Annotated in this window: 15 protein-coding genes and 2 rRNA genes (1 of these 17 running past the window's edge); 14 read left to right on the forward strand and 3 right to left on the reverse strand. The window is 45.9% G+C overall.

Features of this window, described 5'->3' with window-relative positions; genetic code table 11:
• The 5 genes from CTH_RS00045 to CTH_RS00065 form a co-directional block, all read left to right on the forward strand.
• Positions 1–2,389, forward strand: a 23S ribosomal RNA gene (locus CTH_RS00045) (it extends 1,156 nt beyond the left edge of the window).
• 54 nt (positions 2,390–2,443) lie between these two features.
• Positions 2,444–2,560 (forward strand): 5S ribosomal RNA (rrf, locus tag CTH_RS00050).
• A 167-nt stretch (positions 2,561–2,727) separates the two neighbouring features.
• Positions 2,728–3,561 carry a DNA adenine methylase gene (locus CTH_RS00055; protein ID WP_242947918.1) on the forward strand — a complete coding sequence of 278 codons (834 nt, stop codon included), beginning with the start codon at positions 2,728–2,730 and terminating at the stop codon, positions 3,559–3,561.
• 25 nt (positions 3,562–3,586) lie between these two features.
• Positions 3,587–4,735, forward strand: a complete 1,149-nt coding sequence (locus tag CTH_RS00060; protein WP_078665762.1) for a PDDEXK family nuclease — start codon at positions 3,587–3,589, stop codon at positions 4,733–4,735.
• A gap of 12 nt (positions 4,736–4,747) precedes the next feature.
• Positions 4,748–5,545: a TRM11 family SAM-dependent methyltransferase gene (locus tag CTH_RS00065; protein ID WP_078665761.1), complete on the forward strand. Its 798-nt coding sequence runs from the start codon at positions 4,748–4,750 to the stop codon at positions 5,543–5,545.
• 25 nt (positions 5,546–5,570) lie between these two features.
• Here the strand turns inward: CTH_RS00065 and CTH_RS00070 are convergent, their stop codons facing one another.
• Together CTH_RS00070 and CTH_RS00075 are read right to left on the reverse strand one after the other, a co-directional pair.
• Positions 5,571–6,152 carry a transglycosylase SLT domain-containing protein gene (locus CTH_RS00070; RefSeq protein WP_318262704.1) on the reverse strand — a complete coding sequence of 194 codons (582 nt, stop codon included), beginning with the start codon at positions 6,150–6,152 and terminating at the stop codon, positions 5,571–5,573.
• 35 nt (positions 6,153–6,187) lie between these two features.
• Entirely contained in the window at positions 6,188–6,418 is a 231-nt protein-coding gene (locus CTH_RS00075) for a hypothetical protein (RefSeq protein WP_078665759.1), read from the reverse strand.
• Positions 6,419–6,486: 68 nt separating this feature from the next.
• Here CTH_RS00075 and CTH_RS00080 point away from each other — a divergent pair, with 68 nt between their 5' ends.
• From CTH_RS00080 to rsmI, 8 genes are read left to right on the forward strand one after another with little or no spacing between them, the layout of a single operon-like run.
• On the forward strand, positions 6,487–7,896 hold the full coding sequence (locus CTH_RS00080) for an aminotransferase class I/II-fold pyridoxal phosphate-dependent enzyme (protein ID WP_107752638.1): 1,410 nt from the start codon (positions 6,487–6,489) through the stop codon (positions 7,894–7,896).
• Positions 7,897–8,535 carry a dTMP kinase gene (gene tmk / locus CTH_RS00085; RefSeq protein WP_107752640.1) on the forward strand — a complete coding sequence of 213 codons (639 nt, stop codon included), beginning with the start codon at positions 7,897–7,899 and terminating at the stop codon, positions 8,533–8,535.
• Positions 8,522–8,974: a YaaR family protein gene (locus CTH_RS00090; RefSeq protein WP_107752642.1), complete on the forward strand. Its 453-nt coding sequence runs from the start codon at positions 8,522–8,524 to the stop codon at positions 8,972–8,974. The genes tmk and CTH_RS00090 overlap by 14 nt, the downstream gene beginning before the upstream one ends.
• A gap of 17 nt (positions 8,975–8,991) precedes the next feature.
• Entirely contained in the window at positions 8,992–9,984 is a 993-nt protein-coding gene (holB, locus tag CTH_RS00095; RefSeq protein WP_159073780.1) for a DNA polymerase III subunit delta', read from the forward strand.
• A 5-nt stretch (positions 9,985–9,989) separates the two neighbouring features.
• Positions 9,990–10,805, forward strand: coding sequence for a PSP1 domain-containing protein (locus CTH_RS00100; protein WP_078665754.1), 816 nt, complete (start codon positions 9,990–9,992; stop codon positions 10,803–10,805).
• A gap of 4 nt (positions 10,806–10,809) precedes the next feature.
• Complete coding sequence (locus CTH_RS00105; RefSeq protein ID WP_107752645.1) at positions 10,810–11,190, forward strand: initiation-control protein YabA; 381 nt, start codon at positions 10,810–10,812, stop codon at positions 11,188–11,190.
• On the forward strand, positions 11,159–11,905 hold the full coding sequence (locus tag CTH_RS00110) for a tRNA1(Val) (adenine(37)-N6)-methyltransferase (protein WP_078665752.1): 747 nt from the start codon (positions 11,159–11,161) through the stop codon (positions 11,903–11,905). Before CTH_RS00105 ends, CTH_RS00110 begins: the two co-directional genes overlap by 32 nt.
• Positions 11,898–12,746, forward strand: coding sequence for a 16S rRNA (cytidine(1402)-2'-O)-methyltransferase (rsmI, locus tag CTH_RS00115; RefSeq protein WP_078665751.1), 849 nt, complete (start codon positions 11,898–11,900; stop codon positions 12,744–12,746). Before CTH_RS00110 ends, rsmI begins: the two co-directional genes overlap by 8 nt.
• Before the next feature lie 32 nt (positions 12,747–12,778).
• On the opposite strand, the gene CTH_RS00120 is transcribed toward rsmI, so the two are convergent.
• Complete coding sequence (locus CTH_RS00120) at positions 12,779–13,030, reverse strand: AbrB/MazE/SpoVT family DNA-binding domain-containing protein (RefSeq protein ID WP_078665750.1); 252 nt, start codon at positions 13,028–13,030, stop codon at positions 12,779–12,781.
• A gap of 268 nt (positions 13,031–13,298) precedes the next feature.
• Between CTH_RS00120 and metG the strand changes: the two genes are divergently transcribed.
• A complete protein-coding gene (gene metG / locus CTH_RS00125; protein WP_107752647.1) occupies positions 13,299–15,221 on the forward strand; it encodes a methionine--tRNA ligase in 1,923 nt (640 codons plus the stop codon).
• Positions 15,222–15,229 lie beyond the last annotated feature (8 nt).

Genomic DNA, 15,229 nt, shown 5'->3' on the forward strand with positions numbered 1-15,229 from the left:
AGCGAAAGCGAGTCTGAAGAGGGCGATAAGTTTGCTGCCGTAGACCCGAAACCGGGTGATCTACCCATGTCCAGGGTGAAGCGGGAGTAAAGTCTCGTGGAGGCCCGAACCGACCGACGTTGAAAAGTCGGCGGATGAGGTGTGGGTAGGGGTGAAATGCCAATCGAACCCGGAGATAGCTGGTTCTCCCCGAAATAGCTTTAGGGCTAGCCTCAGGGGATGAGTTATGGAGGTAGAGCACTGAATGGGCTAGGGGCCTGAGCAAGGTTACCGAACCTTATCAAACTGCGAATGCCATAACTTGGACCCTGGGAGTCAGACTATGAGGGATAAGCTTCATAGTCGAGAGGGAAACAGCCCAGACCGCCGATTAAGGTCCCGAAGTACAGGCTAAGTGGGAAAGGATGTGCAGCTGCATAGACAACCAGGATGTTGGCTTAGAAGCAGCCATCATTTAAAGAGTGCGTAATAGCTCACTGGTCGAGTGGTTGTGCGCCGAAAATGTCCGGGGCTAAGCCTGTCACCGAAATCGCGGCTTATTCGAGGTTCGAAGTTGGAGGTTCGAGGTTCGAAGCAAGCAGAAATCCTAAGGTCTAAGCATAAAGTAAGGACCCGGGAGGAATGCCAAGATCGAACATCAAACTTCTAACATCGAACTTCGAGTAGGGGTAGGGGAGCGTTCCATGGGCGGAGAAGGCATACCGTGAGGAGTGCTGGAGCGCATGGAAGTGAGAATGCCGGTATAAGTATGCGAAAAGGCAGGTGAGAATCCTGCCCGCCGAAAACCTGAGGTTTCCTGGGGAAGGCTCGTCCGCCCAGGGTAAGTCGGGACCTAAGCCGAGGCCGAAGAGGCGTAGGTGATGGACAATCGGTTGAAAATCCGATACCACCATACAACCGATATTACGAAGGGGTGACGCAGGAGGCTAGGGAGAGCCGGTGATTGGAAGGACCGGTCCAAGCCAGTAGGGAGTGAGGCAGGCAAATCCGCCTCACGGAAATCCTGAGAGGTGAAGGGGAGCCCGTAAGGGCGAAGCTTCTGACGCCAAACTGCCGAGAAAAGCCTCTAAGGAGGGGGTATGGTGCCCGTACCGGAAACCGACACAGGTAGGTGAGGAGAGAATCCTAAGGCGAGCGAGAGAACCCTCGTTAAGGAACTCGGCAAAATGACTCCGTAACTTCGGGAGAAGGAGTGCCGCTAGATGTGAAGGGCTGCGCGCCTGGAGCATAGAGCGGTCGCAGAGAAGAGGCCCAAGCGACTGTTTACCAAAAACACAGGTCCCTGCCAAAGCGAAAGCTGACGTATAGGGGCTGACGTCTGCCCGGTGCCGGAAGGTTAAGGGGAAAGGTTAGCTGAGAGGCGAAGCTTTGAACCGAAGCCCCGGTAAACGGCGGCCGTAACTATAACGGTCCTAAGGTAGCGAAATTCCTTGTCGGGTAAGTTCCGACCCGCACGAAAGGCGTAACGACTTGGGCGCTGTCTCAACGAGGGGCTCGGCGAAATTGTAGTACACGTGAAGATGCGTGTTACCTGCGACAGGACAGAAAGACCCCGTGGAGCTTTACTGTAGCCTGACATTGGATTTTGGTATTGCATGTACAGGATAGGTGGGAGACTGGGAAGCTTAGGCGCCAGCCTAAGTGGAGTCGGTGGTGGGATACCACCCTTGTGATATTGAAGTTCTAACCCGAACTCGTGAGCCGGGTAGGGGACAGTGTCAGGTGGGCAGTTTGACTGGGGCGGTCGCCTCCTAAAGAGTAACGGAGGCGCCCAAAGGTTCCCTCAGCGCGAATGGAAAACGCGCGGAGAGTGCAAAGGCAGAAGGGAGCTTGACTGTGAGACCGACGGGTCGAGCAGGGACGAAAGTCGGGCTTAGTGATCCGGTGGTACCGAGTGGAAGGGCCATCGCTCAACGGATAAAAGCTACCCCGGGGATAACAGGCTTATCTCCCCCAAGAGTCCACATCGACGGGGAGGTTTGGCACCTCGATGTCGGCTCATCGCATCCTGGGGCTGAAGTAGGTCCCAAGGGTTGGGCTGTTCGCCCATTAAAGCGGTACGCGAGCTGGGTTCAGAACGTCGTGAGACAGTTCGGTCCCTATCCGTCGCAGGCGTAGGAAATTTGAGAGGAGCTGTCCCTAGTACGAGAGGACCGGGATGGACAGACCGCTGGTGTACCAGTTGTTCCGCCAGGAGCAATCGCTGGGTAGCCAAGTCTGGACGGGATAAGCGCTGAAAGCATCTAAGCGCGAAGTCCACCTCAAGATAAGATTTCCCACTGGGTAAGCCAGGTAAGACCCCTGGAAGAAGACCAGGTAGATAGGCCGGGAGTGTAAGAGCCGCAAGGCTTTGAGCAGACCGGTACTAATAGGTCGAGGTCTTAACCTCAAAAGAACTCTGTGCGGTTTTGAGGGAGCAGTCACTTATCCCTTAAAAGAATAGTCCGGTGGCAATGGCGGTGGGGCAACACCCGTACCCATACCGAACACGGCAGTTAAGCCCACCAGCGCCGATGGTACTTGGACCGCAGGGTCCTGGGAGAGTAGGTCGCTGCCGGACACGAGTTAACCCATCAAGCAGAAATGCTTGGTGGGTATTTTATTTATATTCCATTTTTATCGAATTAAATTGACTACCGGAAGGAAGTTAACTGTAAGTGTAGAATAGAATATTTTGCTGAATAAAAGAGGTAAAGGATAAAACTAATTTTTAGGGGGAATTTAAATTTGATTAATTATAAGATGGTTAATTATAAGGTTCAAATAAAGCCATTAGTAAAATGGGCAGGTGGTAAGACACAACTTTTAGATACAATAACAAAATTTTTGCCTGAAAGTTTTGATAGATATATAGAACCATTTATTGGGGGAGGAGCTTTGTATTTTTTCTTAGAGCCAGAAAAGCCAATAATAATTGATAAAAACCATGAACTTATCAATTTTTATAGAGTGGTTAGGGATAATTTGGACGAAATGATTGAAGAATTAACAAGTTATAAAAATGATGCGGAGTTTTATTATTATATTAGAAAGTTACAGCCACACCAATTAACAAATATACAAAGAGCAGCAAGATTTCTTTACTTAAACAAAACTGGATATAATGGGCTTTGGAGGGTAAATAAAAAGGGAGAATTTAATGTACCTTTTGGAAAATATAAAAACCCTAAATTAATTGATAGAGAAAACTTAATGCGCGCAAGAGAATTATTAAAAAGAACTGAAATATTATTTGGTGATTTTGATATGTGTTTAGATTATGCAGACAAAAATACCTTTATCTATTTTGATCCCCCCTATCATCCGCTTTCAGAAACATCGTCTTTTACTAGTTATACAAGCGACGATTTTACAGAGAAAGACCAGATCAGGTTAGCAAATATTTTTTGTGAATTAGATAGAAGAGGGAGTAAACTAATGTTAAGTAACTCTGATACTCCGTTTATTAAGGAACTTTATAAAGGATATAACATAGTTAAAGTTTATGCCAAAAGAGCTATAAATTGTCGTCCGGATAAACGTGGCCCCATTTCTGAATTAATAATTAGAAATTATAGCTAATGAAGAAGTAGAATAGGTGAGAAAAATGGCAGGTTATATTATTAACCTAAATTCAAATAGTGCTTTAGAACTATATATTAAGAATGGAGTTTATTCTACTTTGTTATCACCCCCGAATGGATATTGGAGAATACATCATGAAGCCACTTTTGCTGATTATGCTACAATGAAACCAGGAGACAATATATATTTTTTTATTGACCGCAAAATTTATGGAATTGGGGAATTAGTAAATATAAACGGAGATTGCAAGTTTTTAAACTATCCTGATGCTAATAAGCCATTATTACCTCCATATTCAGAATTGGAAAAAAAGTTGTTATGGAATGAAGGCCAAGGAAGTATAAACCAACGATGGATATGCGTATTTAAACCAAGTCCATATTTTTTTAAAGAAGGAATAGATATGGATGATGTTCTTGCCTCAAACCCGCCAGTATTTCGTATGTTAAGAGCTTTTTGGAAGGTATCATTTATAAAAGTTGATGATGATGAAAACCAGGCTTTAATTGATATATTCTTGCGGCGTAACAAAAATATTTTAACTAATCCAAAATCCCATGAATGTTTTTTTAGTGATTACATAAATCATCATTCTTTGTTAAGTAAAAAAATTACGCCAGATTATTTATTTAATTGTAACGACATTCTAAAAAGCTGTGCCGATGGAGATCGTCTTTCTCACGAAATGGCTCTAGAAGCAGGAATTCTTTTTCAGCTTTCTCAGAAAGAACCTAATACAATCAAGATATTTGGCGAATGGGATTATTTATCTCATCAAGTAATTGCGTCTCCTTTTAAGCCAATTGATTATATGGATAAAATGGATATTTTCGGATACTCCTATATTAAGGGATTTAAAAATACAAAATCGGAGTATATTGTAATTGAAAACAAAAAAGATATAGCAAGATTGGAAGATATTGAACAATTAATGAAGTATGTAGACTGGATTAGAGATGAATATGCTTTTGGTGATTATTCAATGATAAATGCATTTTTAGTTGCTTATGATTTTTCTAATGATGCTATACAAAATTTAACAAATATAATACAAAGAAACTACTTAAAAGGAAGAAGACCCATCCAATCAAAAACCTGGACTGGATTAAAGTTAATAAAATACAAATATGATATAAGGAGTTCAAATATAAAGTTTGAAATATTTGTTTAGGAGAAATTATTTATGGACAAAAAAGATGACTTATTTCAAGAGATTAATCTAGAAACAACTACGGTTTGGTCTTTTCCGGACAGGGGTAATTGGGCGACGCATAAAGGTGATTATAGGGGAAATTTTGCTCCACAAATTGCTAGAAATGTAATACTGAAATATTCTTCAGAAGGTGAATTAATTTTAGACCCTATGGTAGGCAGTGGGACTACACTCATTGAAGCTAAAATTTTAGGCAGGAAAGGCATAGGTGTTGATATAAATGAAAAAGCAATAAACATAACTAGGGAAAGAATAAAAATTGATTATAATAATACAGAAAGCAACTTTAAATTATTTAATGCTGATGCTCGTAATTTATATTTTATTAAAGACGAAAGTATAGATTTAATTTTAACTCACCCGCCTTATTTGAATATAATATCTTATTCTGAAGGTAAAATAGATGGCGATTTGTCTAATATTTCTGGTGTCAAAAAATTTTGTGATGAGCTTGAAATAATAATTGCAGAGTTATATCGCGTTCTAAAACCTAATAGGTATTGTGCGATTTTAATTGGTGATACCAGAAAGGGCAGACATTACGTTCCTTTAGCTTATTATGTGATGGAACGTTTTTTAAATCAAGGATTTGCCCTTAAAGAAGATATAATAAAAATTCAGCATAATTGTAAAACTACAGAAGGAATATGGCGCAATAAAGCTAATCAACTGGATTTTTATTTAATTATGCATGAGCATTTGTTTGTTTTTAGAAAACCGAAACCAAATGAGGACTTGAGTAAAATTAGATATAGTATAAAAAAGTAAAAGGACTGTCCCAGCGACAGTCCTTTTAGGCTTCCAGCTCCAACTTATTAAACAAAACCCGTTTCACATAGTTTTGCGTTTCCTGATAAGGGGGAATATTATTACCGTACTTTTTCACAGCATGGGGACCAGCATTATAGGCCGCTACAGCCAGGGCTTCATTGCCCCCAAACTGGTCCAGCAGTTGCCTTAAATATTTTGTACCCCCTTCGATATTCTGGGCTGGATCGAAAGCATTGGTTACTCCAAGCGCGCGGGCAGTAGCAGGCATTAACTGCATCAGCCCCTGGGCCCCGACGCGGGAAATAGCATGGGGATTAAAACTGGACTCCGCTTGAATTACAGCAGTGATCAGATCCGGATCAACCCCGTATTTTTGTGCCGCTTGCTGAATTAATGGAGCGAAAGCAGCAGGGGCTTTAATCGCACCTGAAACTTGCTGTCGCGTAGTTTCCGCTTTTTGCTCGGCCTGCGCAACAGCAGATTGCAAGATCTCAGCAAAACTGGCAGTATTGTCAGTATTAAGAGAATTAGGTAACTGGTTTTGACTAAAAGTAGAGGTCAAAATCTGCCAGCGCCAGAGAAACAGGAGCAGTTCAATATCCACCGCTATCACCTCTACTCTTAGTTTAAACCAAAGGTTCATCTCTGTAAAGAATGAGAATTTATCCAGGACTGATATCGGTGGCGGAGATGAGCCTGTTCGATTTCATAGCGCAGCTGTTTTAAAGTGAAGTAATCAATACCCAGGCTGCTGGAAACTTCAAAGTCATCTTTGCCTTTTTGCCAGAGCGATACTATCCGTTTGACATTGGTACGATACTTTTTGCTTAATTTAGCAAAATCGATAATGTCTTCCCGTTTTTTCTTCATAAGAATCCCTCCATTTTCCCCGGTACAACTATTTTTCGCTTTTCCTTTTCTGATATGAGTTAAAACTTTTGGCACAGCTGCGGGCTTATGGTAAAATAAAAATTATGAACAAACAAGCAGATTGTCCAATTTTTGATGCCATAAATGAATATCTGGCCCAAAAGGGAGATTGCTGGCATATGCCGGGCCATGGTCAGGGCCGGGCTTTTCAATCCCTTTGGCCAGAGCTGGCTGCGGTTGCCCGCTGGGATGTCACCGAGATCCCGGGACTGGATAGCTGGCATCAGCCAGAGGGTTGTATTGCAGCTGCGGAAAAACTGCTGGCAGAGGCATATCAAACCCAGGCTTCCTTTTTTCTGGTGGAAGGAGCTTCAGCGGGAATCTGGGCCATGATGGCAGCGGTGGTCTCGCAAAATGGAAACAGAATAGCTATACCGCGCTGGGCTCATGCCAGTGTCTTCCATGCTCTGGTGCTGACGGGGGCGGAACCGGTATTTTACCCTCCAGTTTTTTTGCCGGAATGGCAGCTGATTATCGGGCCAGAAACTGAAGGGGTTGCGCTGGATAGTGATGGTATTTTCTTTTTGTACCCTTCCTATGAAGGGGTAGCCTGGCCTCTTAAAGACTGGATGCTGGCAAATAGCTACAACACCACTGCACCTGTTCTGGTAGATGAGGCCCATGGCGCATTATTTCCCTGGCATGAAAGGCTGCCTGTAAGTGCCATCACTTCAGGCTGTGACGGGGTGGTGCATGGGTTGCATAAAACCGGTCCGGCTCTGACACAGACGGGTTATCTGCACCTGCCCACTGCGAAACTAAAGGCTGACTGGGTGCGAAAGAACCTATCGCTACTCACTACAACCAGCCCTTCCTATTTGTTTATGGCGGCACTGGATCTAGCGCGCAGGGAGCTGTATTTTCATGGCCGGGAAAAAATCGAGCAGATGCTGGAGTGGGCGGAACAATTGCGCTGGGAGCTGGAGAGGATAGGGATAGAAGTATTAAAACCAGAGCAATTACCAGCCGGCTACCAGCTGGATAGGACCAGGCTTTTGTTGAGGTTGGAAGGATATACAGGAGTAGAAGTGGCTACTCATTTAAGACAGAAGGGGATAGTGGTAGAAAAATACGAGGCAGATCGGGTCCTGTTATTGATAAACTATGACTTCAATCCAGAACAGGGGAAAAGATTAATCGAGGCTTTAGGCCAATTAAAACCAAAAACGGGGAAACCTAACTGCTGGAAAGAACAATTTTATCCTGAGGAGAACCGCCTGGTCATGTTGCCCCGGGAAGCCTGGCTGGCCAAGAAAGAACGGGTAGCAACAAATCAGGCCAAAGACAGAGTGGCAGCCCAAACGGTAGCACCATGCCCACCGGGTTTGGCAATAGTTTGTCCCGGGGAAGTAATTCAGGCTGATACCATCGCTGCACTGGAGGCCTGGGGTATTGAGGAAATTTGGGTGGTGAAATAGTTGCGGACAGGAAAATTTATCGTATTTGAAGGACCGGATGGAGCGGGAAAATCGACGGTATTACAGGAAATAACCAGTAAACTGCAACAGACTGGTGTCAGTTATCTTACCACCAGGGAACCCGGGGGGACCAGAGAAGGACAGCTATTGCGGGAATTGTTGCTTAGAACTGATTACGAATGGTGTGGTGAGGCTGAGGCCTTTCTATACTGTGCTGACCGAGTGCAGCATGTCAGGCGCTTGATTTTGCCGGCGCTGGCAGAAGGGAAAATAGTGCTCAGTGACCGATACTATTACAGCACACTGGCTTATCAGGGTTACGGACGAGGCTGGAATTTGACCTTTTTACGGCAAATTAACCAGATGGCTACCCTGGGAGTGGAGCCGGACCTGGTTTTCCTCTTTGATATTGAACCAGAACTGGGATTAAGCCGGGTTAAGAAAAATCGCCAGGGACAAGCCCCTGACCGTCTGGAACAGGAAGAGCTGGCCTTTCACCAAAGGGTGCGGCAAGGTTATCTGGAATTGGCCAGAGAGCAAAACTGGGAAATCATCGATGGCAGTCGCGACCTGGCTGAAGTGGTAGATTTGGTTTGGCAGATCCTGCAGCAAAGGATGAGAGAAAATGAAAATATCTGATTTACGTCGTGGGCCCGGGGGTTTGCCGGGAATTGATGGTCCCGGGCGGGAAAAAGATGGCGAGGCTCGCAGGGCTGATTTTAATGATCAGCTCATCAAGGCCCAGACCACGGAAACCAGAAAACAGCTGGATAAATTAATCAAAGATATTGAAGTACAGGGCCAGCGGCTGGCCAATCACCGAACCCTGGTGGAACTGAAAAGATATAAGGAAATGGTGCGTAACTTTTTGCGGGAGGTAGTTTCATCTGGCTATCAGGTCCGGGAAGAAACGGGCTGGGACCGTCGAGGCCGATATAAAGTGCATGTCCTGGTGGATAAAGTCAATGCCAAACTGGAGGAATTGACCGAGGAGATTTTGCAAAAAGAAAAAAGCCAGGTGGAAATACTGGCCCGGGTAGATGAAATTCGGGGCTTACTGGTAGATATGTATACCTGAATTAAGTGGTGAACATGATGTTGAAGGAAATTATCGGGCATAAACAGTTAGTCCGTTTTCTTTTAAAAAACCTCAAAAACCAGCAAATGGCCCATGCTTACATTTTTCAAGGACCGGTGGGAATTGGGAAAAGGGTGGTAGCCCAGGCTTTTGCCCAGGCTTTTTTATGCCTTCTGCCCCGGGAGGATGGGGATGCCTGTCAGAGTTGCCAGGCTTGTTATCTTTTTCAAGCCGGGACTCATCCTGAGTTTATCCAAATCCAGCCGGAAGGTAACTCTATTAAGATAGAGCAGGTTCGGCAGTTACAGCAGACCCTGACATTGAAACCTGTGCTGGAGCGGGGACGAGTCGTTTTGATCCAGCAGGCTGATGGGATGACTGAGGAAAGTGCCAATAGCCTGCTAAAAATTCTGGAAGAGCCGCCGGAAAGAACCGTATTTCTTCTCCTGACTGACCGGCCTTTTGCTTTACTGGAAACCATTCGTTCCCGCTGTCAGACTTTGCAGTTTTACCCTCTCAATAATGAGGAAATGCGGGAATTTGCCGGCAAGGTGATGCCGGAAGGCTGGCAGGGGGAGATTGAGACCCTCTTGTTGCTGGCAGAAGGGATTCCGGGCAAACTGGAGGAATTTTTGCAGGAAAAAGGTCTGGCTTTGACTCGTCAACAGGTTATCACGGGATTAAAAGATATTTTAGCCCAGGGGGTTAGTTGCTGTTTTAGACAGGCAGAGGAATGGGAAAAAGAAAAGGAACTGCTGTCTGTCAAACTGGAAATTCTCCTGAGTATTTTTCGGGATTTGCTGGTTCATGAGCTGGCAGCAGAAAATCAACTGACCTTAAATAGGGATTGTGAGCCATTGTTAAAGGAAATGAAACAGCGTCTACAGCGGGAACAGATACTGGTTATCACAGACAGTATCCTAAAGGCCCAGCGCCTGCTGACTACCAATGTAAACATCCGGCTCTTGCTGGAATGGCTGTTTCTGCAAATCGCCAGATACGGAGGTTAGAATAAATGGTAAAAGTAGTAGGAGTGCGCTTTAAGGAAGCGGGCAAGATCTATTATTTTGATCCCGGGCCCTGGGAGGTAAAAGCCGGTGATCATGTGATTGTGGAAACAGCCCGCGGGATTGAATATGGTCAATGTGTGACCGGGATCAGGGAAATTGCGGAGGAAGATGTAGTTCAGCCTTTAAAACAGGTTATTCGGATTGCAAATCCCGAAGATGCGGAAATTGTAAAAGAAAATGAAGAAAAGGAAAAACAGGCCTTCAAAATCTGTTTGGAAAAGATTCAGGAACATGGCTTGCCCATGAAACTGGTAGGGGTGGAATACACCTTTGACCGCAGTAAAATCATTTTCTATTTTACTGCGGATGGCCGGATTGATTTCCGGGCCCTGGTCCGGGACCTGGCCGCTATTTTCCGTACCCGGATTGAGTTAAGGCAAATCGGAGTAAGGGATGAGGCCAAGATGCTGGGCGGGCTGGCCAGCTGTGGTCGGGTCTTGTGTTGTAAAACATTCCTGGGGGAATTTGTCCCTGTTTCCATCAAAATGGCTAAAGAACAGAACTTATCCCTTAACCCGACTAAAATTTCCGGTATCTGTGGGCGTTTGATGTGTTGCCTTAAGTATGAAAATGATGTTTATGAAGAAGAGAAAAAGGATTATCCACCTCTGGGAACCTGGGTTAACCTTCCGGCGGGAGAAGGAAAAATAGTTGCTGCTAATATTTTAAAGAAAACCGTTAGTGTGGAAATGAAGGAAAGCAAACACATTGTGGAAGTTCCTCTGGATGAAGCGAAAAGACTCCTCAACAACAAGGAGTGAGAGCATGCAGCTCATCAAAAAAATCACCGAGCTGGAAATTATCATCAAACATTTGCTGGATGAGTTACAGGAATTAAAAGAAAAGGCATTAAACCTGGAAGAGGAAAATGAAAAACTGCGCCGGGAAGTGACAGAAATCTACCAGAATTATCTGCAAGGAGAAGTACAGATAAAAAAGATGGAAAGGAAGCCCTTGAAACCGGTGGGGGGCGAAGGTTATGATAACCTGGCTCGTTTATATAATGAGGGTTTTCATATTTGCAATCTGCATTTTGGGCAAATGCGCCAGGAAGGGGACTGTCTCTTTTGTATGGGCTTCTTAAAAAAATCCCTGGAAAGGGAGGAAAACCAACTTGGTCCGATTGGAGCCAGGAGAAAGAATTGATACTTTGACTACTGACGGATTGCAGATCATTCAGGCAGAAGATCAGTTTCGCTATACCATTGATGCTGTTTTGCTCAGCTGGTTTGCAACTGTCCAGCGGGGGGATACTATCCTGGATCTGGGTACCGGGACGGGCATCATTCCTCTTCTAATGATCCAGCGTCAACCGGATTTGTCCTTTACGGCCCTGGAATTAAACGAACAGGTGGCTGAACGGGCACAGCGCAGCATCAGGCTTAATAAACTGCAGGAGAGAATTGAAGTTGTTAATGCTGATTTGCGCAGCTGGAAACCCGGCAGGCATTATAACCTGGTGGTGGCCAACCCACCCTATCGCCCCCTGGGACAAGGAAAACTGAGCGCAACGAAAAAGATCGGCATGGCTCGCCATGAACTTACCTGTACTCTGGAGGATGTCATTAAAGCGGCAGCCAGGGCCCTGGGGACCAGAGGCCGCCTGGCTATGGTTTATCGTCCGGAAAGACTGGCTGAGCTAATGGTGCTGCTGGTCCAATACCGTTTTCAGGTGAAGCGCCTGTGGTTTGTACATGGCAAGGAAAGCAGGATAGCCACTCAGGTTTTGCTGGAGGCATATAAAGATGGGGGCCCAGGGTTAAAGGTATTACCTCCCCTGTTCATCTACGATGAACAGGGGCATTATACATCAGCCATGCTTGCTATTTATAAAGATCTGAGGAGTGTAGGCCTTGAGTAAGGGAGTGCTTTATGTTTGCCCAACCCCCATTGGCAACCTGGAAGATATAACCTTGCGGGTACTCAGAGTATTAAAGGAAGTAGACCTGATTGCGGCTGAGGATACCCGGCACACCATTAAGCTACTTAATCATTTTCAGATTTCCACTCCTCTGACCAGTTATCATGAACATAATGAAACCAGTAAGGGGCCCAAATTGATTGACCAGCTCCAGAAAGGGAAAAAGATTGCCCTGGTATCGGATGCAGGCATGCCGGGAATTTCCGATCCGGGTTTGCATTTGATTGATCTGGCCTGGCAGGCCGGGATTAAAGTGGAAGTGTTGCCGGGCCCCAATGCAGGTTTGACAGCACTGGTAGCTGCGGGTATGGCGGAATTGCCCTTTACCTTTTTCGGTTTTCTGCCCCATCACAAAAAAGAACGGCGCCAGCTCTGGCAAAAGCTGCGACAGCATCCCTACACCCTGGTTTTTTATGAAGCCCCTCATCGTCTGCGGTTGCTGTTGGAAGAAATCCGGGAGTATTGCCCAACAGCACAAATAGCCATTGCCCGGGAGCTGACCAAGGTACATGAAGAGATTGTAAGGGGCCAGGTGGAAGAAATTATGCACTGGTGGGAAGAGAAACAGCCCCGGGGTGAGTTTGTAGTAATACTAAATCCGGGGAAAAAAGAAGGGCAGAATGAGGAAGAAACAGAGACCCATACTGAAGATAGGGCATTGATGCGGGCCCGGCAACTTATGGAGACTGGGATGAGCCTGAAAGAAGCGGCGCGACAGGCGGCGGCAGAAACCGGTTTTAGTCGCCGGGAAATATACCAGCGGTTGCTGGCAAAAGAATAAGGGGGCTTATTGCCCCCTTATTTGTTTTAGCCCTACTTGCTGGCCAGTTCGCCCATTTCCTTGGCACAGTCCATGCAGACATTTTTGCCCCGGAAATGGGTGATGTTACCGGCATTGCCGCAGAAAACACAGGCCGGCTCGTATTTCTTCAGGATGATTTTTTCCGCATCTACATAGATTTCCAGGGCATCCTTTTCATCAATGCCCAGAGTTCTGCGCAACTCGATGGGAATAACCACCCGGCCCAGTTCATCAACTTTTCTTACGATACCAGTAGACTTCATCACAGACGTCTCTCCCTTCGACAAGTTTCGACAAATTACTACATCAACCGTCAGACTTATGATACCAAGCTTTCCATTTAAAGTCAAGGGGGCATTTGCATTTCTTGACAATTTTTTTTGTATCAGCTATTATCAGTAATAGTATTACCCGTATGGGTAAAAATGATGTGAAGAGGAGTTTGACAGCAGGTTGTCCCCGGGAATGCCGTGAACAACCTCTTACCCCTTCAGTGAGGGGTTTATTTTTTCCGAATGAGGAGGTAAGAAAATGGCCAAACCTACATTTTATATCACCACCCCCATTTATTATCCCAGCGATAACTTACATATCGGCCATGCCTATACTACGGTGGCCGCAGACACCATTGCCAGGTACAAGAAGTTGAGAGGGTATGATGTCCGGTTTTTGACCGGATCTGATGAACATGGCCAGAAAATCCAGCGAACCGCTAAGGCTCGTGGCCTTACTCCTCAGGAACATGTAGATCAGATTGTTGCCGGGTTTCAGAAGCTGTGGCGTCTCCTGTATGTGGATTATGATGATTTTATTCGCACCACCGAGGAACGGCATAAAAAGGTAGTGCAGGCTATTTTTCAGAAGATTTATGACCAGGGAGATATCTATAAATCAGAATATGAAGGCTGGTACTGCACTCCCTGTGAAACCTTCTGGACGGAAAACAAACTGGTAGATGGCAATTGTCCCGATTGCGGCCGACCGGTAGAGCTGGTGCGGGAAGAAAGCTACTTTTTCCGTATGTCCAAATATGCCGACCGTTTGTTACAGTACATTGAGGAACATCCTGAATTCATTCAGCCTGTTTCCCGGCGCAATGAAATGATTAATTTCATCAAACAGGGTCTGGAGGACCTCTGTGTTTCCCGGACCACTTTTGACTGGGGTATTCCTGTGCCCTGGGATCCCAAGCATGTCATCTACGTCTGGTTTGACGCCCTGACCAACTATATCTCCGCCCTGGGTTATGGCGGACCGGAATGGGAGAAACTGGGCAAGTACTGGCCGGCGGTACACCTGGTGGGGAAAGATATTGTGCGTTTCCACACCATCATCTGGCCCATAATCCTGATGGCAGCCGGTATACCTCTGCCGGAAAAGGTAGTCGGACATGGCTGGCTACTGCTGGCCGGGGGCAAGATGTCCAAATCCAAGGGCAATGTGGTGGATCCCGTTCAGCTGGTGGAAAAATACGGGGTAGATGCTGTACGCTATTTCCTCTTGCGGGAATTGCCCTTTGGTTCTGATGGCTACTATTCGGAAGAAGCTCTGGTCAATCGCATCAATGCTGATCTGGCCAATGACCTGGGCAATCTGGTTTCCCGCACGGTGGCCATGATTGAAAAATACCGGGATGGGATCGTGCCCGCCCCTGGTCCCCTTCAGGCAGTTGACCAGGATCTGATTGAAACCTACCGGCAGGCTCTGGCTGGATATACGCGGGCCATGGATAATCTGGAGCTGGCCAATGCCCTGTCCGAACTGTGGCCACTAATAGCCCGGGCCAATAAATATATTGACGAAACCGCCCCCTGGGTACTGGCCAAAGATCAGGAACAACAGGATAGACTGAATACAGTTCTCTATAATCTGGCTGAAGTGATCCGCATAGTTACAGTAATGCTCTCACCCTTTATGCCTTTACTGGCTCCGCGGGTCTGGCAACAACTGGGCCTGACGGATTTGAATAAGGCAGATTGGGATTCGGTACAGGTCTGGGGAGGTTTACCGGCTGGTTTGAAAGTAGTCAAGGGCCAGGCCCTTTTCCCGCGGATTGATTGGAAAGGAACAGAAACGGAGGCAGAAAAAGTGACAGAGGAAAAAGTAGAAAAAGCAGTATCTATTGACAATAATTATATCACTATTGAAGATTTTGGTAAAGTGGATTTGCGGGTTGTAGAAGTTATTGCCGCCGAAAAGGTGCCTAAAGCTGATAAACTGCTGAAATTAGAGGTTAAGCTGGGTGATGAAATCCGCACCATCGTGTCCGGGATCGCCCAGCACTATGCTCCTGAAGAACTGGTAGGCAAACGAGTTGTGCTGGTAGCCAACCTGAAACCTGCCAGGCTACGGGGAATTGAAAGTCAGGGTATGATTCTGGCAGCTTCTGATGAAAACGGGCTGGAGGTACTGACTGTCCAAAAAGATATTAAACCCGGGTCGAAAGTAAAATAAGGGGCGAA

It is taken from the genome of Carboxydocella thermautotrophica, from assembly GCA_003054495.1.
In the GTDB taxonomy this organism is placed as follows: Bacteria; Bacillota.